Annotated in this window: 21 protein-coding genes; all 21 read right to left on the bottom strand. The window is 37.1% G+C overall.

Annotation, left to right across the window (positions count from 1 at the left end):
• Positions 1 to 15: 15 nt before the first annotated feature.
• Positions 16 to 1,134 carry an alanine racemase gene (gene alr, locus I583_RS00575; RefSeq protein ID WP_010762592.1) on the bottom strand — a complete coding sequence of 373 codons (1,119 nt, stop codon included), beginning with the start codon at positions 1,132 to 1,134 and terminating at the stop codon, positions 16 to 18.
• A 142-nt stretch (positions 1,135 to 1,276) separates the two neighbouring features.
• Positions 1,277 to 1,630, bottom strand: a complete 354-nt coding sequence (gene acpS, locus I583_RS00570; protein ID WP_010762591.1) for a holo-ACP synthase — start codon at positions 1,628 to 1,630, stop codon at positions 1,277 to 1,279.
• 303 nt (positions 1,631 to 1,933) lie between these two features.
• The gene (cshA, locus tag I583_RS00565) at positions 1,934 to 3,478 is read right to left on the bottom strand and encodes a degradosome RNA helicase CshA (RefSeq protein WP_010762590.1); all 1,545 of its coding nucleotides are present in this window, start codon (positions 3,476 to 3,478) and stop codon (positions 1,934 to 1,936) included.
• A gap of 335 nt (positions 3,479 to 3,813) precedes the next feature.
• Complete coding sequence (locus I583_RS00560; protein ID WP_010762589.1) at positions 3,814 to 5,181, bottom strand: UDP-N-acetylmuramoyl-tripeptide--D-alanyl-D-alanine ligase; 1,368 nt, start codon at positions 5,179 to 5,181, stop codon at positions 3,814 to 3,816.
• A gap of 123 nt (positions 5,182 to 5,304) precedes the next feature.
• Positions 5,305 to 6,381, bottom strand: a complete 1,077-nt coding sequence (locus I583_RS00555) for a D-alanine--D-alanine ligase (protein WP_010762588.1) — start codon at positions 6,379 to 6,381, stop codon at positions 5,305 to 5,307.
• Between the two features lie 216 nt (positions 6,382 to 6,597).
• Complete coding sequence (locus tag I583_RS00550; RefSeq protein WP_010762587.1) at positions 6,598 to 7,062, bottom strand: YaiI/YqxD family protein; 465 nt, start codon at positions 7,060 to 7,062, stop codon at positions 6,598 to 6,600.
• Between the two features lie 26 nt (positions 7,063 to 7,088).
• Positions 7,089 to 8,099, bottom strand: a complete 1,011-nt coding sequence (locus tag I583_RS00545; RefSeq protein WP_010762586.1) for a DNA topoisomerase IV subunit B family protein — start codon at positions 8,097 to 8,099, stop codon at positions 7,089 to 7,091.
• A 191-nt stretch (positions 8,100 to 8,290) separates the two neighbouring features.
• Positions 8,291 to 9,301, bottom strand: a complete 1,011-nt coding sequence (locus I583_RS00540; RefSeq protein WP_010762585.1) for a sugar kinase — start codon at positions 9,299 to 9,301, stop codon at positions 8,291 to 8,293.
• Between the two features lie 166 nt (positions 9,302 to 9,467).
• Complete coding sequence (gene dagF, locus I583_RS00535; RefSeq protein ID WP_010762584.1) at positions 9,468 to 10,211, bottom strand: 2-dehydro-3-deoxy-phosphogluconate aldolase; 744 nt, start codon at positions 10,209 to 10,211, stop codon at positions 9,468 to 9,470.
• 28 nt (positions 10,212 to 10,239) lie between these two features.
• The gene (locus I583_RS00530; RefSeq protein WP_010762583.1) at positions 10,240 to 11,334 is read right to left on the bottom strand and encodes a DgaE family pyridoxal phosphate-dependent ammonia lyase; all 1,095 of its coding nucleotides are present in this window, start codon (positions 11,332 to 11,334) and stop codon (positions 10,240 to 10,242) included.
• Positions 11,324 to 12,433 (bottom strand): amidohydrolase/deacetylase family metallohydrolase, encoded by a 1,110-nt coding sequence (locus I583_RS00525; protein ID WP_010762582.1) that lies wholly within the window; start codon positions 12,431 to 12,433, stop codon positions 11,324 to 11,326. The genes I583_RS00530 and I583_RS00525 overlap by 11 nt, the downstream gene beginning before the upstream one ends.
• An 8-nt stretch (positions 12,434 to 12,441) precedes the next feature.
• A complete protein-coding gene (locus I583_RS00520) occupies positions 12,442 to 13,530 on the bottom strand; it encodes a DUF871 domain-containing protein (RefSeq protein ID WP_010762581.1) in 1,089 nt (362 codons plus the stop codon).
• Between the two features lie 310 nt (positions 13,531 to 13,840).
• The gene (locus I583_RS00510; protein WP_010762579.1) at positions 13,841 to 15,160 is read right to left on the bottom strand and encodes a PTS sugar transporter subunit IIC; all 1,320 of its coding nucleotides are present in this window, start codon (positions 15,158 to 15,160) and stop codon (positions 13,841 to 13,843) included.
• Positions 15,161 to 15,283: 123 nt separating this feature from the next.
• Positions 15,284 to 15,946 (bottom strand): DUF4310 family protein, encoded by a 663-nt coding sequence (locus tag I583_RS00505; RefSeq protein WP_010762578.1) that lies wholly within the window; start codon positions 15,944 to 15,946, stop codon positions 15,284 to 15,286.
• Positions 15,947 to 15,970: 24 nt separating this feature from the next.
• Positions 15,971 to 16,753 (bottom strand): DUF4311 domain-containing protein, encoded by a 783-nt coding sequence (locus tag I583_RS00500; protein WP_010762577.1) that lies wholly within the window; start codon positions 16,751 to 16,753, stop codon positions 15,971 to 15,973.
• Positions 16,754 to 17,128 (bottom strand): DUF4312 family protein, encoded by a 375-nt coding sequence (locus I583_RS00495; protein WP_010762576.1) that lies wholly within the window; start codon positions 17,126 to 17,128, stop codon positions 16,754 to 16,756.
• Between the two features lie 26 nt (positions 17,129 to 17,154).
• A complete protein-coding gene (locus tag I583_RS00490; RefSeq protein WP_010762575.1) occupies positions 17,155 to 17,508 on the bottom strand; it encodes a glycine-rich SFCGS family protein in 354 nt (117 codons plus the stop codon).
• A 56-nt stretch (positions 17,509 to 17,564) separates the two neighbouring features.
• Entirely contained in the window at positions 17,565 to 17,903 is a 339-nt protein-coding gene (locus I583_RS00485; RefSeq protein ID WP_010762574.1) for a PRD domain-containing protein, read from the bottom strand.
• Positions 17,900 to 19,777: a BglG family transcription antiterminator gene (locus tag I583_RS00480; protein ID WP_010762573.1), complete on the bottom strand. Its 1,878-nt coding sequence runs from the start codon at positions 19,775 to 19,777 to the stop codon at positions 17,900 to 17,902. The genes I583_RS00485 and I583_RS00480 overlap by 4 nt, the downstream gene beginning before the upstream one ends.
• 547 nt (positions 19,778 to 20,324) lie before the next feature.
• Positions 20,325 to 21,299 (bottom strand): Gfo/Idh/MocA family protein, encoded by a 975-nt coding sequence (locus tag I583_RS00475; protein WP_010762572.1) that lies wholly within the window; start codon positions 21,297 to 21,299, stop codon positions 20,325 to 20,327.
• Positions 21,300 to 21,597: 298 nt separating this feature from the next.
• Positions 21,598 to 21,939: a type II toxin-antitoxin system PemK/MazF family toxin gene (locus I583_RS00470; RefSeq protein WP_010762571.1), complete on the bottom strand. Its 342-nt coding sequence runs from the start codon at positions 21,937 to 21,939 to the stop codon at positions 21,598 to 21,600.
• Between the last annotated feature and the right edge of the window lie 61 nt (positions 21,940 to 22,000).

Here is a 22,000-nt window from a genome sequence, read left to right as displayed (position 1 = left end):
TTGAAGCCTCCTATTCTATTTATACTCCCTTGGCATGCGTTCAGAAAACGTACATGCCACCTCATAGTGGATCGTCTCTAATTTATCTGCCACCATCTGCATTGTGATCTGTTCTCCGTGATCGTGTCCGATCAGTGTGACTTGCGTTCCTACTGCTGTTTTTTTAGGCAAACGAATCATGCATTGATCCATACAGATTCTTCCAACGATCTCACATTTTTTGCCATTAACCAATACTGAAAAACCTTGCAGGTGACGTAGCCATCCGTCAGCATAACCAATCGGTACCGTGCCAATCCATTCTTTTTCAGTTGTCGTATACGTATTGCCGTAACCTATTCCTTCTCCAGCAGAAAGTTGTTTCACTTGAATTAGAGAGGAGAATAAACTTAATGCAGGTTTTAACGGATAAACTTCTGGCAATGCCCGGCCTGAAGGATTTAATCCATACATAGCTATACCAAATCGAATCATATTTCCCACATTATCAGGATGCCAAAGGGCCGTTGCACTATTGCTTACATGAACATATTTTGGCAATTCAATCAATACTGATAATATTGCTTGAAAACGTTGTGTCTGTTTTTCAAAGTAGCATCCGTTTTTTTCATCTGCAGTAGAAAAATGAGTAAACAACCCTTCCCAAATAAAGAATTGAGTCGATTGTACTAATTCAACTACTTGTTTAACAGCTTCAGGCGTAGTAAATCCAATACGTCCCATCCCTGTATCGACTTTTATATGTATTTTCAATGGTGTTTGTGTTTCTATATGGTTCAATTGATCGATTGCCTGCTCCAACCATTCTTGAGTTGCTACAGTGACAGATAAATCGTATTTTAGCAACAAGTCTATGTAAGAAACATCTACGACACTTAAAATGAGTATCGGCTCTGTAATACCGGCTTCTCGTAGTTCTACAGCTTCATCCAAGAGTGCCACGCAAAACCCAGTAGCGCCTCCTTTGATGGCCGCTTGTGCCGTCTGAACAGCTCCATGTCCGTAGCCGTTTGCTTTGACTACAGCAAATAACTCTGTTCCTTCGGGCATACGTTTTACTTCATTGCAAACATTTTCTTTAATTGCCTGTGTATCGATTACTAACTTTGTGGGGCGATGCCATCCTACAGCCATATGTATCCTTCTTTCTTTTAAAGTCGAATCAAAATAGTCAAACGATCTAAGTCACATCTCAAACTGAAAAGAACCAAGTCTATCAGTTCAGAGGATTTATCTGGACCTTTATTCAAATTTTATAGATAAAATGCGTTCTCGTTTAACTCGTCTCCAAAATAATTTGAGCAACAGCATGTGTGTCTGTATGTGAGATAGACACAAATACATTTCCTTCATGGGGAGATTTTGTCACTTTAGGCGCTCCGTTATCTTCTTTTAAAATCTCAACATCACGTAATCCCAAACTTCCTATTCCAGTTCCCCAAGCTTTAGAAAAAGCCTCTTTACAAGCGAAACGCCCCGCTAAAAACTCTACTTGACGTTTATGTGGTAATTTTTGAAAGAGCGCATATTCATTATCGGTGAGAACTCGTTGTACAAAAGAAGATTTATTGCCGATAATTTTATCGATTCTTGAAAGTTCTACCATGTCTATACCAATTCCTTTTATCATTCTTCAGAGCCCTCTTTTTTTATTTTATAAATTACTCTTATTCTATCAAATTTTAGCAATTTTTCCACATAATAATGGAAAAATTAATAAAAAGCTGAATGAACTCATTTTATCTCGACCGAAAAAGAGAAAAATGGGACTGAGGCACCTCTTTCCTCAGTCAAGTTTTATCTTTTTTCTAATGAGATAAAATCAAATAAAAGAGGGTGGAACAAAGCGTATATGCTTTGTTCCACCCTCTTAAAATCCAGCAAATACTACGAAATAAATAAGTAGTTCTGATTTCTAGCCTTTATGGATTCATTAATTTGAGTTGTCTCTAATAACAAAGCTACGTTTTTTATCGTTGTGGCGTTTTGCTGAACGATTATCTTTGCTCTTATTGTAGCCGCCACCGTTTCCAGTGCCGCCGCCTGTACCTTTGTTATTCTTGTTACCACGATAGCCGCCACCACCGTTTTTATTACGATTACGGCTATTTCCGCCGCCTCCGCTGCGATTATTTTTGTTGAAACCTTTTTTATTTGATGGTAATGGACGTTCTGGTGTAATTTTAACTGGAACAGCATCTGATGGGTCTTTAGAAATAGTTTTTAGTAGTAATGCTGCTAAATCTTCAGCAGAGTACTTTTCTAAAAGATCTTTAGCAGCAGGCAAGTAATTATCTAGACCATTTTCTGCCATTTTTTCTTCGACTGTTTCGATTGCTGCACCTAATTGTCCTTTAAATGCTTCTTGTTCATTTGGTGGACGTAATGGTGTCATACGTTTTTTCGTCAATTCTTCGATAACATGCAAGTAGCCCATTTCGTTTGGTGTAACGAAAGTCACTGACATTCCGCCTTTACCAGCACGACCAGTACGGCCGATACGGTGAACATAGCTTTCTGGATCTTGTGGGATATCGTAGTTATAAACATGTGTTACACCAGAAATGTCTAACCCACGAGCTGCAACGTCTGTTGCTACTAAGATATCTAAGTTTCCACTCTTGAATGAACGTAAAACACTCATACGTTTTTGTTGAGATAAATCCCCATGAATTCCTTCAGCTTTATATCCACGAGCTTCTAGACCACGAGCTAATTCATCTACACGACGTTTTGTACGACCAAAAACAATGGTTAATTCTGGAGTTTGAACGTCCAATAAACGCGTCATCACATCGAATTTTTCAAAGTCTTTTGAACGTACGTAATATTGATCGATCAAATCTGCAGTCATTTCTTTTGCTTTGATTTTCACGTGTTCTGGTTCTTTCATGAATTTCACGCCAATATTTTTGATTGCTGGCGGCATTGTTGCTGAAAATAGTAATGTTTGACGTGCTGACGGAATTTTAGAGATGATTTTTTCGATATCTTCTAAGAATCCCATGTTCAACATTTCGTCTGCTTCATCTAAAACTAATGTTTCAATTGTATCTAGTTTTAATGTGCGGCGATTGATGTGATCCAATAAACGTCCAGGTGTTCCGACAACAACATGTGGATTTTCTTTTAATCCACGAATTTGACGGCCAATATCAGCTCCGCCATAAACTGCTTGTACACGGATTTTTTTGTCGCGGCCTAAACGGTATAATTCTTCTTGTGTTTGGATCGCTAATTCACGTGTTGGTGCAATAACAATTCCTTGCAAGACACGGTTTGATGTATCAATTTTTTGCAACATTGGTAAGCCGAACGCAGCAGTTTTACCAGTACCAGTTTGTGCTTGTCCAATTACGTCTTTTCCTGCTAATGCTAGAGGGATTGTTTCCTCTTGGATGGGTGTTGCTTCTTCGAATCCTGAGCGCTCGATTGCTGCCAATAAATCTGTTTCTAAACCTAGTTCTTTAAATTTCAAATGATATCCTCCTAATAGTGTTTGTTGCAGAAGAAAGTGATTCTTCTAATTTAATAGTGTTACAGGTGATTTGACTTTCACTAATTTCGAAAATGTTCATGGAGTCAGTAAACCTTCAACATAGGTTTAGTTTATTTTCTCATTAGCGTTACCGAAAAATCCACCTTATGAAGCTACAGGCACTAGAAAAGCCAAACGAGTTCGTTCAGCTTTTTTAATCTTTATATGATAGAAAAGTATCTTCAATAGGTACTTTCGTTTTATCTACTTCGATCTTTCGGCAATAGGTTATTTTAGCATAGATTTACATTTTCAGCAAGTTTTATGAAAGCTTGCTAAATTTCGAGAAGTTTAGTGACTACTTCATTTAACCCCATCCCGTTACTTGCTTTTAAAATAACCATATCTTTTGGTTCAAGAATTTCTTTTAATGTATCCGTTAACGCTGCTTTTTCTGTTTTTTTGAAATAATGGAGATATTTTTTTTCATATTTTGTCGTCAGACTATCATATAATGCTTGCATTTCAGATCCATAAAGAACAACTTCATCGATTTCTGTTGGCTTTAAATGTTCACTCACAGAAGCGTGCATACTAGCAGAATCAGGCCCTAGCTCAAGCATATCCCCTAAAACAGCCACTCGTTTTCCTTGTGTAGGCATTTGACTAAAACTATCCAGCACTAAATTCATTGCTGTGGGATTCGCATTATAAACATCACTTAAAATTTCAATACCTGTACTGCTTTTTAGCCATTCTGTGCGATTTTTAGTTAATTTAAAATCAGCTAAGCCAATTTTGATTTTTTCTTCTGAAAGTTCAAACCACTGACCAATACTAATGGCAATCAAGGCATTTCCTACGTTATATTCACCTAGAACAGGAATCGTAAATAATGTGTTTGAACCGCTTATTTTAAACGATGTAAATTCTTTTTGCGCTTCAATGATCTCAGCCATACAGTCCGCTTGTACCAGACCAAATGTTTTGATCGCTTGCGGTAACTCTTTTGTCAATGGCAATAATAATGGTTCATCTGCTGGAATAATCAACAGACCGCTCTTAGCAAGTCCTGCAGTGATTTCCATTTTTGCTTTTGCAATTCCTGCTCTTGAACCAAGATTTTCAATATGCGCCTCACCAATCATTGTAATGGCTGCCACATCTGGCTGAGCCAGTCTCGATAGAAAATCAATTTCATTTGCGTGATCCATACCCATCTCTAAAATTAGTTTCTCTGTTTCGTCTGGCATATGTAAAATAGTATAGGGTAAACCGATGTCATTATTATAGTTGCCTTGCGTTTTATACGTTTTAAATTGTTGCGCCAAAACAGCTTCAGTCATATCTTTTGTTGTTGTTTTACCGTTACTTCCAGTAATCGCAATGACCGTTGGCTTCATTTTTTTTAAATAATAAACTGCTAAATCCTGCATAGCTTTTAAAGTATCCGAAACTTGTAGAGTCGGTAATTTCTCTGGTGCCGCTTTTGTTGCACTCCAAAGTGTAGCACCCACGCCTTTTTCTATGGCACTCTCAATAAATGAATGTCCATCATTTTCTCCTTTTAGTGGCACAAACAGATTATTCGACTGAATCAAACGACTATCAAATTCAATGCCAGTCAAGTCGAAATCAGGCCATTGTTTCCAATCATTGGTTGCTTTGATTGCTTCGGCCGCTTCCCAGAAAGTTAGTTTCATTGTTTTGTTCTCCTTCTTAATTGTGCGATCGATCAAGTTCAATCAGATACAATTATTTTTTAGTACTCTTAACCAGAAAAGGGCTGAGACAAAACTTCTACGGTTTTATCTCCTCCCTATTTTTTATCTTTCGAAAAAACTTTGTCTTTGTTTAAAACGATTTAACGCTAATTGTATCAACTCTTCAATTAAATCACTATACTTCAACCCCATATTTTCCCATAGCAATGGATACATGCTAAATTGAGTAAAACCAGGCATAGTATTTAATTCATTTAAGAATAATTCATTCTTACTTGTTAAAAAGAAATCACAGCGACTCAATCCACTACCATCTAATATAGTATAGGCTTTTTTAGCATATTCCTGTGCTTTTTGATGAACTTCATCTGGCACTTCTGCTGGAATTTGCATTGTGATTTGATTATCGATATATTTTGAGTTGTAATCATAAAATTCAACATCTTTTACAATTTCACCAGGTTGTGTTGTCCGTACATCTTCATTTCCTAAAATAGCCACTTCGATTTCGCGTGCTTCGATCCCTTGTTCAACAATTGCACGTGAATCATAGCGATACGCTTCTTCTAAAGCATTTTGTAACTCTTCACGATTTTCGGCTTTGCTGATTCCCACACTAGAACCCATGTTAGCAGGTTTGACGAAAACAGGATAAATCAAAGAGCCTTCACACTGTTCAAAAACCTTCTTAGGATTTTCTTTCCAATTGCTTTTTAAAACTGGAACATATGGTACTTGAGGGATACCTGCTGTTTGAAGCAAATACTTCGTCATAATCTTGTCCATTGCATTAGCACTAGCTAATACGCCAGCTCCGACATAGGGCATTCCAATCGTTTCTAAAAAGCCTTGAATCGTTCCATCCTCACCATTTGGCCCGTGCAATACTGGGAAGACGATTGCATCTTCTTCTTGAATATCACAAGGTTGAATCACTTTACCAGTAAATTCACCCCATTTATCTATTTCCCCATCCTCAGACCAAGTTAGTTTAAGAATATCCTTACTTTCAGGTTTTTCTGTTAGGATCGGTCCTTTGACCCATTGTCCCTCTTTACTAATAAAGACCAGTTGGACTTGATAGTAATTATAATAAATCGCATTTAAAACGGAATAGGCAGATAGTATAGAAACATCATGTTCTTCACTTCTCCCACCATATAGCAAAATAATCTTCAAATGCTTTTCCTCCTAAATTTTCTTCTATACTGTTGCATCAACAGAGAAATTCGAAATAGCTCTTTCATATTTTAGCATAAAAGCCACAGTCCGAATAGAAACAAATCATTAAATCAAGGAAGTTTTTCAGCCATGGTATTCTTTTAATCGAGAAAAGTGCATTGATTTGCCTGATATGAAAGATATAAAAAAATAAAGCATTCAATTAAGTATGCCTTATTCTACATATAAATCCTCTTTTTTCGCCTCGATTACTTCGATTAACTTCCCTTTAAAGGTCGCACGATCTTCTGCTGTAAATGCTTTAGGTCCCTTTGTATGACCACCACTTTTGCGAACTTTCGCACTAAAATATCGTTGTTCTAATAATCCATCGATGTTTGCTTCTGTGTATTGATAGCCCAACTGATGAAGTACGCACACACCTTTAGGCAAAACTAATGAAGCTAACCCATAATCTTGTGTCACTAAAAGGTCCTCTCTTTTGATCAGTTGAACAATTCTAAAATCAGCAGCATCAGCCCCTTTGTCAACATAAACAAATGAAACGTTTTTAGGATACTCTTTCAAAGAATAATGATCGATACTCGTTACGATCACAACCTCAAGTGAATAAGTTAAGGCAACTTCAATTGTAGTATCTTTTACCGGTGAACCATCACCATCGACAAAAATTTTCATCCTCGTTTCCTTTCAGTGCTTTGATCTTAGTTTAAATACCAAGCAGGATGTCGTTTTAAGAAGATAGAAACTTCAGTGAATACCGCTTCTTTCACGATTTTATACAGCTCAGGATTTCTGATTTTCTTCTTGATCGCCCCAGTGTATCTTGGTCGTTTGACTTGAATTGACAAAACGACGTCAAAACGTTCTGAAAAATTATCTGTTGTTAAGTATTTCAAGCGATTCGTTTCCTCTAAAAATTGATTGATTGCGTCAACAGTCCCTTGCACAAATCCATCAAGATGTGTTCCGCCATCAGAAGGTAAATGACCGTTGACGAAACTGTCTTTAATACTCGTCGAACCATTTTTTGAGATGACAGCTTGAATCGTCACACCTTCACTGATCGTATTAATGCTCAATGGTTGACCGCTGCGCGTGATACTGTCATCTTTTTGAAAAATATAATCTACGAGACCTTGCTCATAATGAAAATAATTTTTCTGTTTTTTACCATCGGTCAACGAAATAGTCAACCCGCTATTTAGCATTGCTAGTTCTTGACATCGGTTAAATAAAACAAAATAGGATACCGGCTTATTGCCAAATAATGTCTCATCTGGTGTAAAGGCCAGCTCGATTCTTTGCCCTTCATCTTCCGAAGGAATCAGCGCTTTTTTATTCAGCTGTCCATTTTGATAGATTTGAATCGTTCGCTTCCCTAATTTTTCTACCCCAAAACCTAATTGTTCTGACAACGCATTGACGACAGAAAGAAAAAGATAAGGCGGTGTATACTGTTCTTCAGGACTTTTATCTAAAAATAACCCTTTTTTACTAAAAAAAGAAAAAATGAATTGCGTCTTTGAAAGTTCGATCGACAGTTCTGTCTGCTTTAGATCAACTGCCAATTGCAGCAAATGATCCAGCACTTGCAGCACCATACTTTCCAAGCCTGTCGAACCAATTCCACCAATGTACATACCTGGTCGTTTTCGAATACTATCTTTCAAAACATCATCGTCTAGTGCTTTCCAAATATTTTCATCGGTCACGTTGATCTCCTCCTACAAACAGACTTTTAAAAAAAATAACATGTATGTATTCACTACTCCTTTAGCATACCAATTTATCCCAGCTACGTAAATGGTTTCGCTAAATTCCAGCTCATACTCATTATAATGAAAAAAAGACTAGAACGAAAGTAGTATAAACGCATTTACACTTTTTCATTCTAATCTTTCCTCTAGCGGATCAAATCTACCGTTGGTTGTTCCATGATATGTCTAACTTGTTTTCGCGTTGTCAGCGGAACATCTCCTTGAATTGTATGCGCCAAAACGCCATTGGCAGTGGCAAATTCTACTGTTTCTAGTAATGACCATGATTCACTATATCCAAGCAAAATCCCTGCAGCATAACCGTCACCTGCACCGATTCGATCCAAATTAATAATCTCGCGGGGAGCTGATTGAACATAGCTTTCTAAATCGAATAAAAAACCAGTTAAATAATGTTTATTCCCTTCGCCTTGACGAATCGTCCCAGCAAAGCGTTCAATCTGATATTCCAGCATAAATTGGTGAATTAATGCTTCAAACTGTTTAGACGGTTCCACTGTTTCATCAAGCTTCATTCCCAATAAGTCTGTTAAATCACGTTGACTACCAAAAACTAAATCGCAATATGGTAGTATTTTTTCATATTGTTCCTTCATAAATGAAGTACCATGCACTTCATTTAAACTAGGTCGAAAATTAAAGTCGAAACAGACTTTCTTTCCTAGAGCATGCGCCTTTTCGGCTAAAACAAACGCAGCCTCACGAGTTTCTTCTGTCAAACTTAATGAAATTCCACAAATATGCACTAAATCGGTTTCAGCTAAAAATATATCGAAATTATACTTAGAAGCTCCACTCACACCAAATGAACTGTTTCGACGATTTTGATACGTTACTTGTGTCGGTCTTGGTCCAAACCCCATTTCTGCAAAATAAGAACCAATATGATCACCAGAAAAACCGATCCAACGATCTTGAATCCCTAACTGACGGACACTTGCTTTAGCTGCTTCACCTAATCGGTTGTTAGGAAGATTTGTCAGTAAACTTGTTTGACAGCCAAAATGAGCGAGGTTACTTAAAATATTAACTCCTGTTCCTGTAAAGTCTAAACGTAATTCTTTGGTTTGTTCCAACATCAGATATTCTGGTGGCGTCAAGCGCATCATTATTTCACCAAATGCTGCAATTCTCATGTCGATCCCTGCCTATTTCTTAGCTTCACGAGTTCGTTCAGCTTTTATTTTTATCTAGCTTTGTGAGCTTGCGTTTCGGAAAAAAGACAAAATATGAATGAGGCACATTTCGCCTCAGTCATATTTTCCTATTTTTCTGTCAACGCTGAACGAGCTCACTCAGCTTTTATTTTTTTAATGTATTTTTGATCATCCCAAGTAATGTTTTGACATCTTCTGGTCTTGTATCTCCTGTTGTTGAATCGATGATTGAGCTATACACGTGAGGGATGATTTTCTTCACTCCGGCATCTACTGCGATTTGTACGATTTCTTCAAAGTTTTCTAAATCGATTCCCCCTGTTGGCTCTAGGTAGAAGTCATATTTAGCACATGCTTCAGCGACTGCCTTATATTCTTCGATATGTGCTAAGCCTTTCATTGGGAAGAATTTGATTGAGCTGCCCCCCATATCTTGTAATAAACGAATCGCTGTTTCGATCGTAACTTCGCCAGCTGGTGTTTGTGAGCTTAATGGACCTGTAGCGATATTGACAATGCCGACTTTACCTGTTGGTGATACTAAGCCATTGACGATTGTTTCGTTTTGACCTAATAATGCACGTGATGTACCTACACCTGTAAAGACTTGGTTGACATGTTGGGGTTGTAATTCTTTTGAAATTCTTGATACCATTTGGCTTTGATTTGGATCACCTGCACCTAAACCAACAGATAATGCGTTGTTCGTTTCTGCGGCATATTTTTTCATGTCTTCAATCGCAGCTTCGTCAGTTGGATAGTTTTTAGATAATACACCTAATACAATGTGTCCTTCTGCTGCTTCATAACAGTCTTTCGCATTTTCTACTGAGTTAGCTAGGACGTTTAGGCAAATACGGTTTTCTAAATAATTTGGTGTTAATGTCATGATTGATTCACTCCTGTTTATAATTTTTTTATTTCATGATTTCGGTTAAACGAGTCACGATTTTATTCATTTCTTCTTCATTGACTGAACGGATATCGAATTCGATGATACCGTTGTTTGCTTGGTATTCACGAGTATATATTGCAGGGCTCTCAGCTCTTAGTTCTTGGATGACTTCTTTAGCTGATTTTACGCCACTTACTTTGATACTAGCACGATAAATATCTCTACCTGCACCGTCCTGAACGATTTTAGCTTCAATATTTGTGATTTTATTTAGACTATCGATAAATGGTGTTAATCGTGCTTGCATTGAATCCCCTGCTTCACTACCATTTTTCACATAATCCTCTACCGCTTGGGTAAATCCTAGAATGTTATCTTTACCGATTTTCATCGCTCTTCCGATTCCTTTTCCTTGCAGGCGAATCCATTCGATATAGTCTTTTTTCCCAATCACAAGTCCTGCACTTGGACCTTCGATAGCCTTTGCACCACTATAAATCACTAGATCTGCACCTGCTTTGATGTATTTGAACAGGTCCTCTTCTGCTGCGGCATCCACAATCAATGGTAGCTTATGTTTCTGCGCTACGGTTGCTGCTTCTTCAACACTTAACATACTTTTTTGAACAGTATGATGACTCTTGATATAAAGAATCGCAGCCGTTTGATCCGTAATCATCATTTCGATATGTTCTGGTGAACACATATTAGCGTAACCAGCCTCTATAACTTGACCACCACCTTGTTCGACCATCACTTCAACAGGCGTCCCATAATCTACATTGTGCCCTTTAGGTAGAATTATTTCCCGCTTAGTGATTTTATCTGTGTAGGGATGATAAGCATGATAAACAGAACCCTCACCAATCAAAGCAGCCACACTTTGTGCGATACCAGCAGATGCGGAAGAAACGACTTGGGCATCTTCAACTCCTAAAAGTTTCGCTAAATAAGCACCTGTTTGAATACTTAACTCACTCATTTCAAAGAAATGTTCGCCGCCAAATTTTTGAGCAGCTAAGACATTTTCTGACACTTTTGATACCCCTAAAATCGTCATTCTACCTGAGGCATTGATGACTTCTTTTAGGTTGAATTTTTCATAACTAATTGTCATAGACTGTTCCTCCAATAATGGTTTTTACAGGTTTGATCAATTCTTTTGCTTCTCTGGTAAATCCGTTGGAATCTGTCAAGGTCTTTTGACCTGCTTCAATTGTAAAGATCGTGATATCAGCATCATATCCTTCTTTCAACTGACCTTTTGACTCAAATCGGAAATTTTCAGCAGGAGCAATGGTTACTTTTTCAATGATTTCAGACCAGTCATAACCAACTACACGTAATTTTTCCATTGTAGTAGCTAAATCATGCACAGGTCCTTTTTCACGGTTACGGATATAAATATCTGTACTGATTGATGTTGCTTTCATTCCTTCAGATAATGCCGTTTCAGCAACATGAAAATTGAAACTGTCCGTTCCGTGACCAATATCAAAAACAATCCCTTTATCATAGGCTTCCCATGCAAATTCTTTAATCTTATCTGTTGATTGATCCAAAATCCCGTTTGGTTTGCCATTGAAACAATGGGTCAGTACATCACCTTTAGACATATGTGCTAGGATTTCATCCAATTCTGGTGGAGCCGATCCAATATGCACCATCAGAGGCAGATCATTGTTTGCTTTTTGAATCTTCTTAGCCATTTCTAAAGGAGTGATCCCATTGTCCCCGATCACCGTTTTACTCATGCGGGCCTTTATTCCTACAACAAAATCTGGCAGTTCAGTCAATACTTTATGAACTAATTCTTCTTTCACCTTACTAAGATCTGCCAATTCGTCTTGTTCAACGATCCCCCATTTTGAAATATTCACTAAAGCATAAACATTGGTTTTCGCTTTTTTGGCTAAGTCATAAAATTCATGGATATTTTCTGCACCTGTCGTACCCGCATCAATTACGGTCGTTACGCCTTTTTTAACACCAATTTCATCTGGAAAATCATAATACAAAGTCATTTTTTCAAAACAATGGACATGATCATCGATCCAACCAGCGGATACATAAGTGTCCGCTGATAATTCAACAACTTTCTTACTATCTGCTTCGATTTTATCGGCAACTTTTGCAATTTTCCCAGCATTAATTGCTATTTCTATTGGTCTACCTTCAATGGTTTGCCCATTTTTTATAATTAAGTCGTAACTCATTTTATCCCCTACTTTTCTTTAAATCTAAATTTTGTCCAGGGTTTTACAAAATCCAACAACAACAATTCTTTCTCTGTTATTTGACCTACTTTATTTTTACGGTCATCTGAATGCGGCTGTAAAACAATTTGCAGCTCATTTTTGTATTTCCCAAACGCATCATTGCCGATCACAACATCTCCAACTTGAAATCCTTCTGTATTGTCATGTGCTGGATTGGCTTCATTCTTGTATTTTTTACGTACTTCGGTTGAACGAACCACTTGATCCGTAATGTCCCCACGACGGAAGTGCTGTTCATTCAATATAATCTCCTTTTCAACCTTGTTTGCATCCTCTTTAAATTCAACAGCGAATTCTAATTGATAACGATTTAAGCTGCCTAGTAATTCTAATTCTTCATCTGATGCATAGGCATTTCCAATAATCACATCATCAATCAAGCCCGTTGCAAATAAATGTTTTGTTTGGATATCTACTGGTAAATGTCGGTGCATTTCTAATGTTGGCAATCCATCATTCACATCCCAAGGACCAATCTTGCCTGCTTGAGAATTGATAAATGCCGCTGTTCGAATCCCATGTTTTTTAAAACGAACACTACAGCGCTCAAAGAAATCATACGGCAAAGCTGTCCCTTCCTGCGGATAAAAGTTGTGACATCCATAAAGAAATGGAACGTTGGCTTCATAGGTCAAAATATTATCAAGATACGCCACATCGTTACTCATATTCAGTTCAATCGCTAAATCAAATGGATTAAACGTCAGCTTCGCTTCCTTGTTGCCATCAAATCCAGCATCTAACCGAATACCGTCAGCACCAGTCTCATAAAAGAACGTTAAATCATCATATGAAATTTGTAATTCATCAAAAATATTCGGTGCCACATCTAAAATCGTTTCATACCCTAACTCTTTTGCAAAAGCAATCAACGATTTGAACTTTTCTTTTACAACTTCTTTGCCTTCTGTTACTTCCAACATACTCATAAAGATTCGTGAAAACCCACATTCACTGGCCTTTTTCAAATACGCTTTATCTTTTTCTGTATCACTATGATCTGGATATACAGATACACCTAATGCTCTTTTCATGGCTTTTACCCTCGCTTTATATGGTCGAATTTATTACGATATTTAAAAGAAAGTACTGAGCTGCACAATATGGTTACGGTCCCTACTATGAATACAGGTTGTTTGATTAAAATTCCAATCACGATTGATAAGAAAATCAACCCAATCGAAGCTATACACAAATATAATAATCTCAATTCCATAAATTTTGCAGGTAGCCACTTCTTTTCAATCATTACTTGACTAAGAATAAAAAATACAATAAACCAAATTATCATGACCTTAATCACCAAAGAGGATAGTAACACTACTACCCTCCCTCTCTTCTTAATTAAGCAGCTGATTTTGCTTTTTGTTCAGCCGCCAGCTCTTCTGCTTCTTTGTCTAACTGTTGTTTTTCATATACTTTGAAGAATGGGTAGTAAATCGCCAAAGTAATCGCGAAATTAACGCAAACAAGCAGTGCTGCTGGTACGCTCCAGTTTGTACTCATCCAAGCGGCAATCGGCGCAGGTATGGCAAATGGTAAACGCGCTGCCATCATTGGGATCACATTTGTCACAGTTAAGAAATAAGAAAAAGTTGTTGTGATCAACGGTGCCACGATAAACGGAATCCCTAATATTGGGTTCATTACGATCGGTGTACCAAAAATCACTGGTTCATTAATATTAAATAATCCTGGTAGGAAGGACAAACGTCCTAAACTTTTCAAGTATGTTGATTTAGAAAACATCATTAAAACGACTAAAGCTAAAGTAGTACCGGCGCCACCGATCCAGATAAACCACTGTAAAAATTGTTCAGTAAAGATATTTGGCAAATTATGAACCGATGCACCTTCTTGGAAAGCAAGTGTATTCTCTGCAATCGACATATCCCAAAATGGTCTGATGACAGGTCCCATAATTGCCGGTCCGTGAATCCCTAAAACCCAGAAGAAACAAATCAAGAAGACGGTAAGTAGCCCACCAAATAAGCTGTTTCCAGCTAAGGTATCTTTCAAAGGCATTAATAACGTACTCAAGAAACCATTTAAGTCAAAACCAATCACATGACGAATCACCCAGAATAACAATAAAATCACAGCGCCAGGAATCAGCGCGATAAACGAATTGGAAACTTCTGGTGGAACACCATCAGGCATTTTTATCGTAATATCCTTTTGAATAAAGAAGCGGTAGATTTCTACAGAAACTAGCGCTGTAACAATCGCTCCAAACAATGAAGCAGAACCTATATTAGCTAAATTAATGTAACGGCCTGCACCAATAACATCTTTTACGTCTTCAAAAACACGAGTTGGTGGAGCTGCTGTGACCAAAAAGGCCATCACTGCTAAGATCCCACAAGTTAAAGAATCTAATTTATAACTCGTCGCCAAAGAAGAGGCAATACCAAATGTTGCATACAGAGCTAAAATCCCCATTGTATACCGAGATGGAATATCTAAAACTGCTTGATAGGGTTCAATAAATTTCATGTAAGCATCGATTGGAATATTCTGAAATACTGTGAAAAAAGCACCCACGATCGTCAAAGGCATAGTTGCAATAAGGCCCTTTCTGATCGCCGTCATATGCCTTTGAGAGCCAAATTTATTGGCGATCGGCATCAATTTTACTTCCATCCATTGCACAAAACCATTCATTTCTTTTGTCCTCCGTTCAAAAAATTAGTATGAATAAAAAATCAAATTATTTCCCATTCATAATAACATGGTAACATTATAATGTAAACGGTTTTCAAAAGAATAGTGCAATTTTAATTGACTTTAACTAGGTAAATCAACTGGGAATATTGCACCAAATATCATTGCACCTAAAATCGCACCACCAGCAATTGGTTTTTTCCACACATAGAAAATTACAGCCCCGATAATTGAGCCAATACCGATTGGAGCCGAAGCCCCACATGCACTAATAATGATCAAAGGACCTAAGAAACGGCCAGAAGCATTTCCAGCTCCCATCATGACATCCGCACCAAATGTAGAATTTGACTGATTGATTGTAAATTTCCGAATCATAATAATAATTCCACCGATAATCAATCCAAGAACCATCCCAGTTAGTAAGGAAAGTCCAAAGTTTTCAACGGGTGCTGTGATTCCCATACTTAAAAGAATCGCTGGAACCCCAATCCCAACTCCAGTTAAAATCGCTCCGCCAATATCTAAAATACCGACTAATGACCCTTCCAAAATACGTGCAAACAAGAAACTTGCCCCAAATGCCGCAGCTGCACCATAAGAGCCGCCGTCCATTCCAGCTTTTAACATCGCAACGATTGCCACTTCATTAAAAGCTCCCACGCCATGCTCTATATACATATGCGTTCCAGCAAACACACCTGCTGATAATAACCCGACTAAAATCGGAAATGACCAATCAGCAAACCAAAAATTCTTTTTTTCTAATTCTACTATTTCATCCATTAAGGTTCCCCACTTTCTATTTAGTTACTTGCCGATACTAAAAACATCATGCATATTTTGCAGCCAACCTGGAATCTGTAAACGGAAACTTTCGATCATTTGTAAATCGAATCCTCGGAAAAAAGCACTAAGTACAAATAATAGAATAACTGCTGCCATCATGCTTTTCGTTACTTTGTTCCAGCCGATTTCATCGACACCTTTACCAATTAGAATTCCTAGTACAACACCTGGAACTGCATTTCCCATGATCATCGTTGCAAGACCACCAAAAATTGTTGCCCAAAGTCCAGAGCGTTTTCCAGCATCAATCGCTGCTAACCAGAATAAAACTGGCATTACTGTATTGATCAATAAATTTGCTGCCGGTACTAAAACTGCAACCGCAGTTACTTGTAATGATTCTGGAATTGCAGAAGCCGTCGTATTCAAGAAAGCCACGACTAGCATCCCAACAATTGCACCTGAAATCCCCATTTTTTTCGGGTTATGCATTGTTTCAGAAACATTTTTATTTTTTACTAATAATGCTGCTGCTGCCCAGTTAGGAATCACACGGTGATCCACATCTTGAGTAAATGCTCCTGCTCCAACAGTTGATGCCCAAGCATTAAAGAAGAATCCTAGTCCAAATGAAAAATGACTGGCCGCATCTCCTTCACAAGCGTTCATTTCACCTAACGTTCTAAAAGCACCGAGTCCTTGTGTGCTTGGCGCATGGAACATTCTTGCAGCTCCTGCTCCTGCTGCAAATCCAACTAATCCCCCAATCAATAGTGACTTGAGTAAAACGACTAAAACATCCATTTAATTTGCCCCCTTATGCATTCTGTTTTTCTTTCCAAAAGGGATTGGAAGACCATTTGGATCAGTAACTCTTTTTTCAATAAACGGAATTGTTTCCATTTCAATCAATGTAATTTCAACTTCAACATCCAACAATACACGATAATCTGCACGTGTACGAGGTAAAAAGAAAAAGAAAAAGCGCTCTGTAAAGGTTTCTTGTTCTGCTTTTACGATTTGAATATCCAGCGGTTCAATTCGAACGATCACATCATCTTTTTCTTTTAATACACGATTATGGATTTGATTCAACGCATTTGCAAAAGCCAGATTTTTTTCTTTTCCTGTCCCTTCGACCTGAATGACCTGACGCTTTTTAATTGTTACTTTTTCCATTTGGTTCTCCCCCTCCAGTTTTAATGTTAGGCGTTCTTTTTCAGATACGCTTCCACTATACGTTTCCCTAATTCTTCTTGATCCATAAAACCAAAACCTAATACCGTTTTACCATCATTAATTGCTGTCACACCTTCATCAATAGAACGCATACCGTGACGTTCTGGGTAGCCATATTTTGTAGCAGCTGTTAATGCACCTGCACCACCGCTTCCGCAAAATGAAATCCCTAGATCCGCATTTTCTTGTTGCATGACATCTCCTAAACGCATATCTGCACCCATTCCCGGCACAACAACTGCTTTGCCGCCAGCTGCTTCTACCCCTTTTGCAACATTTTGACCTTTACCTAAACGATCTGCAATTACTACTGTTATCATGATTTATTCCTCCAATTTTTTATTTAAACGTGCATCATTGATGCTTCTATTTTCTCTTATGCTTCATTTTGTCTTGCTGCTTCAAAATGGATCGATAATACATACATCTCGTCTTGCGGTAGATTTCCAATATGCTGAACAACTTGATCTGCAATCGCTAACGCTTCTTTAGATACTTCTTCAAACATTATTGGATCAACGCCAGACATTTTTTCATCTGCAATCGAGCGTTTGATCATTTCATTGACATGATTGATCAAAATCGTCCATTGTAATTCAGTCGGCTGAATTGCTTGTTCTACTAACAATGTATTGATTTTTTCCAGTGATGCTTCCAACTCAACTCTATTTGGGCTTTCATCAATGATTTTTTGAGCATCGTCATTTAACTTCATGCGTGCCCCTCCTCTCTTATATAATTCAATAAAGCAGTAATTTCTGCTTGATTAACCATTAGATCGTTTTTAGCAAAAATTCGTTCTATTTGTTCAACTAATTCTTGCTGTGCCAACAAAGTCTCTTTAACAATATTCCCTTCACTTTCGTATTGACTATCAAAAGTGATTCGATGGACCATCAGCATCACATGAAGTAAAAACGCTTCTTTATATTCTTGCGTCAATTTTTCAGCAAATGCTTTAAGTAATTCTTCATAGATTACATAGGTCCGTACAAGAATATCTCTACTTTCCGCTTCGATTCCTTGTTTTTCTTTTATTTGTTGACGAGGGATCAATCGTGGGACCTTGCCTGTTTTTGTATGCGTCAAAATTTTATTGACTTCCTCTTGAATACTATGAATATCTGCTTCTGTCGGTAGCGGATTCACTTTAACAAAAGGACGATTTACAATTTCGATTGGAAAAATACTTAAAACCAAATCTGGATTTTTTTCTTCTATTACATCTACTGCATTTAAAACGGATGCAAATCCAGCAATTTCAACATTTGAAACGTCTTCCATGATTTTTTGTTCAATCAAACTCGTCACACCTAGACCAGTTGAACATACATACACGATCCTGACCACATTGACTTCATGTAGATTTTTTTCATACGCAACCAAAAAGTGCAAAGCAATATAGGCAATAAATGAATCATTGATCAACAAGACTGAACCTTCGATATCACTTTGGCTGGCAAGCTGAATCGCTGAAAACAATTGTGGATACTTAGCCTTGATATCATCAACAAAGGGATTATACTCATTTATAAAAAGATGTTTCTTTGTTAGTCGTAAGGATAAATGTGCGAAAAGATTTGTAAATAGTTGACGATCACGATAAAAAGGAAAATTGATTTCTTCAGACACATCTTTGATCAACTCTTCCGTCAGGCCAACAATGTCCTTTTGATTATTTGCAACGAACACATCACTATAGATATAGAAATATTCATCTGCTAAAAGTGGTAATTCATAATGATTGAAAACTTTCTTCATCAATAAAAACGGTAATTCTTGCTTTTGCTGTAATACTTTTTGATTCGTGAGCATTTTATAGCCACCAACCGTGTGATGGAGCTGCATTCTGGATGCCGCAATTGCCACACGTAATGTAATCGAGAGTATTTCAGCGTAATTAAATTGATCAAACAAAGAAGGATCTAACAGACCTGTCATTTCTTTTAACGCAACTTGATAGATTTTCTGAAAAATCGTATTGACCCCAACGTGAACTTCCTGCATTTTCTTTTGTTGTCCTGATTGAACAAAATAACTCATAATCTGGTAAATATCATATTCAGTTATTTCTTTTTGCGTGATATATTCCATCAACAAACGAATTTTGCTCTCTTCCCCAACAATAGAAAATCCCTGGCGACTTTGGCGATTAAGTGCAAGTTCATAATTGTGGATCAATTCTTCCACACGATCTAAATCACTAATGATCGTATTACGACTCACTTGAAGATCATCTGCCAATTCTTGTGAAGTTAAATAGTTAGAGGCTAATAACAAGCGAAAAATCAACTGATTGACTCTCAACTCTTGATCAGGATACGTTTCAAATCGCTCTACTTCAATAATTTCATTTTTCAAAGTCAATCTTTCTGAATCGGGTATCTCTAGCCAAATTCCTTTATTACGCCGCGTTTTGAGTAAAACATTTTGTTCTTTGAACCAATCGCGGACATTTTCTAAATCATATTTGATTGTCCGCACACTGACATGGAAGGTTTCTGCCAATTCTTTTGTTGTAACACTGTCTTCTAAATCTAAAAGCAATAACAAGATTTTTATTTCTCGTTTTGATAAGTGCAGTGACATATACTCACCAACTTTCTTTCCCTTACACTTGAACTATAGCTTGATTTTTATTGCATAACAACACAAAAAAGTTGCACTTACACAAGTGCAACTTTCTTAGTATACTATTATATTTGAAATATTTGTATTGCTCGAAACGTTATTTTATATGACATCCTTCTTATATTTCAAGCGAAATAGTACGGTTTGACGCCATTTTTACTTAGTGCAATATAAATTATCCATTATTGAATACTTTTTGCACCAACTAGTGCAACCATTTTTGCCATGGAGATAGATAACAAGAAAATACGATATATTTCACAACAAAAAAGAAGACCGAAGTCTTCTTTTTTGACGCAGTATTTATAAAAATAAATAGATAACATCTTCTCCACAAAAATATTTATCCGACACGCCTACATCCGGTAGGTATGATCTAACATATGTGCCTCTGCTGTTTTGTCAATCACTAGCCGTCAAAACGGAACAGCCGAAGCTATCTGATTGAGTCAACTCGTCGCATGAGGATTACTTTAACACAGATAAGCATCAATTGCAACTTCTTCTATATCAACTCATCCGTTTTTAGCCATTCTCTATAAAGTTGTTCTACTAGCTCTACTGTGCCTAAAGTCATTTTTTTAGTCATAATAGGACTTTCTAGCCACTTATTTTGAAGGCATTCATTAACATGTTCGACTTCAAAAACAAATTCACTATCAAACTCACCAATCAATTTTTCTTGATTTCCATCTTCATAGTAGATGATTGCTTGTTTCGTTTTCCAAAAATACGGAATTTCTATACGCCCTGTTTCTCCGTAAATGATCATTTTACTTGGAATATCAATTTTTACTGAAATAAAAATAGTAGCCAAAGCTTGTTCATCAAACTTCAGAGCCAAATTTACCTGATCATCTGTTGCACCTTTTCTTCTTGTAGAACTACCATGGCACTCTTCAATCTCTTGATCTAATATAAACTGCATATATTGGATAGGGTAACTTCCTGACCCATGTAGCGTTCCACCACCTGCCTCTAGTGAATGGAACCAAGAGATGTGGTCAACGTTGGGATATGTCGTTACAGATTGTAGCCATTGGACTTTCCCAATTTTATTTTGCTGAATTGCTTTTTTTACTTGTACGCTAATCGGTAAAAAAACAGCTTTTTGGGCTTCCATTAAGAAACAGCCATTTTTTTCGGCTAAGTCAAAAAGTTCTTTTGCTTGCGCTAGTTTTAAGGTAAATGGCTTTTCAAGTAAGACATGCTTATGATATGTCAACGCCAATTTGGCTGCTTCATAATGTCCTTTGTTATATGTAGCGACATAAACAATATCAATTTCTTCATTCTTACATAATTCCTCGTAACTACCATAAGCTCTTGGAATATTCAATTGTTTTGCCATTTGTTCGGCTTTATCCAAACTTCTTGAAGCAATTGCGACAGCTTCTCCTGCGCTACTTTTATTGATTCCTTCAACAAAACGCGGAACGATTTGAGCTGTGCTTAAAATTCCATAGCGGATTTTTTCCATTCTTATCGACTCCTTTGAACCTACTATAGCTATAAATCCTAAAAATTTCAAAGGGATTTCTTCTCTATTTATTTACATTCGATGATTTTGAATAAAAATAAGAGCGTGAGACAAAACTAAAAAACAGTTTTGTTTCGCGCTCTAAATCCGAATAAACGGCGAGAAAAAAGCAGATCTTTCGTCTCGGCCTCTTATTTTTTCATAATCCAAAAAAACATATTCGCAAAACATTCGACCTAATTTTTTACTTCTTTATTTACGAATATTTATGTATATCTTTACCTATGTACTACTCCCATTAACGAATACCAATACTTATTTTCAGTGCCTGGTTAACCTTTAACATATCGTCTTCATGAAGTTGACAAATTTTATGAAGGATTCGTTCTTTATCCAATGTTCGGATTTGCTCTAATAATATCAATGACGGTGTCATTCTTTCGTCATGCGGTATATCCACCTTAACCTGTGTTGGCTGCATTTTCTTATTCACATTCCTAGTTATAGGTGCAACAATCAACGTTGGACTAAATAAGTTTCCCTTATTATTTTGAATAATCAATACTGGTCTAATTCCTCCTTGCTCTGAACCAACAACAGGCGAGAGATTTGCATAAAAGATTTCTCCCCTTCGCATCATAATACTTTATCACCCCTAACTAACAAAACTGTTTTCGTGTAAATTATATCATGCTTTTTCA

The organism is Enterococcus haemoperoxidus ATCC BAA-382 (assembly GCF_000407165.1).
Taxonomy (GTDB): Bacteria; Bacillota; Bacilli; order Lactobacillales; family Enterococcaceae; genus Enterococcus_L; species Enterococcus_L haemoperoxidus.
The sequence above is the reverse complement of the archived record's forward strand: the minus strand, read 5'-3'. Positions and strand labels throughout refer to the sequence as shown.

What these genes read in the sequence shown, in the direction of transcription:
- alr (WP_010762592.1), bottom strand. Translation starts at nt 1,134, where the DNA reads ATGGCTGTAGGATGGCATCGCCCCACAAAGTTAGTAATCGATACACAG.
- acpS (WP_010762591.1), bottom strand. Translation starts at nt 1,630, where the DNA reads ATGATAAAAGGAATTGGTATAGACATGGTAGAACTTTCAAGAATCGAT.
- I583_RS00560 (WP_010762589.1), bottom strand. Translation starts at nt 5,181, where the DNA reads ATGAAACTAACTTTCTGGGAAGCGGCCGAAGCAATCAAAGCAACCAAT.
- I583_RS00550 (WP_010762587.1), bottom strand. Translation starts at nt 7,062, where the DNA reads ATGAAAATTTTTGTCGATGGTGATGGTTCACCGGTAAAAGATACTACA.
- I583_RS00540 (WP_010762585.1), bottom strand. Translation starts at nt 9,301, where the DNA reads ATGAGAATTGCAGCATTTGGTGAAATAATGATGCGCTTGACGCCACCA.
- dagF (WP_010762584.1), bottom strand. Translation starts at nt 10,211, where the DNA reads ATGACATTAACACCAAATTATTTAGAAAACCGTATTTGCCTAAACGTC.
- I583_RS00530 (WP_010762583.1), bottom strand. Translation starts at nt 11,334, where the DNA reads ATGACAATTAGTTATGAAAAATTCAACCTAAAAGAAGTCATCAATGCC.
- I583_RS00525 (WP_010762582.1), bottom strand. Translation starts at nt 12,433, where the DNA reads ATGAGTTACGACTTAATTATAAAAAATGGGCAAACCATTGAAGGTAGA.
- I583_RS00520 (WP_010762581.1), bottom strand. Translation starts at nt 13,530, where the DNA reads ATGAAAAGAGCATTAGGTGTATCTGTATATCCAGATCATAGTGATACA.
- I583_RS00510 (WP_010762579.1), bottom strand. Translation starts at nt 15,160, where the DNA reads ATGAATGGTTTTGTGCAATGGATGGAAGTAAAATTGATGCCGATCGCC.
- I583_RS00505 (WP_010762578.1), bottom strand. Translation starts at nt 15,946, where the DNA reads ATGGATGAAATAGTAGAATTAGAAAAAAAGAATTTTTGGTTTGCTGAT.
- I583_RS00500 (WP_010762577.1), bottom strand. Translation starts at nt 16,753, where the DNA reads ATGGATGTTTTAGTCGTTTTACTCAAGTCACTATTGATTGGGGGATTA.
- I583_RS00495 (WP_010762576.1), bottom strand. Translation starts at nt 17,128, where the DNA reads ATGGAAAAAGTAACAATTAAAAAGCGTCAGGTCATTCAGGTCGAAGGG.
- I583_RS00490 (WP_010762575.1), bottom strand. Translation starts at nt 17,508, where the DNA reads ATGATAACAGTAGTAATTGCAGATCGTTTAGGTAAAGGTCAAAATGTT.
- I583_RS00485 (WP_010762574.1), bottom strand. Translation starts at nt 17,903, where the DNA reads ATGAAGTTAAATGACGATGCTCAAAAAATCATTGATGAAAGCCCAAAT.
- I583_RS00480 (WP_010762573.1), bottom strand. Translation starts at nt 19,777, where the DNA reads ATGTCACTGCACTTATCAAAACGAGAAATAAAAATCTTGTTATTGCTT.
- I583_RS00475 (WP_010762572.1), bottom strand. Translation starts at nt 21,299, where the DNA reads ATGGAAAAAATCCGCTATGGAATTTTAAGCACAGCTCAAATCGTTCCG.
- I583_RS00470 (WP_010762571.1), bottom strand. Translation starts at nt 21,939, where the DNA reads ATGATGCGAAGGGGAGAAATCTTTTATGCAAATCTCTCGCCTGTTGTT.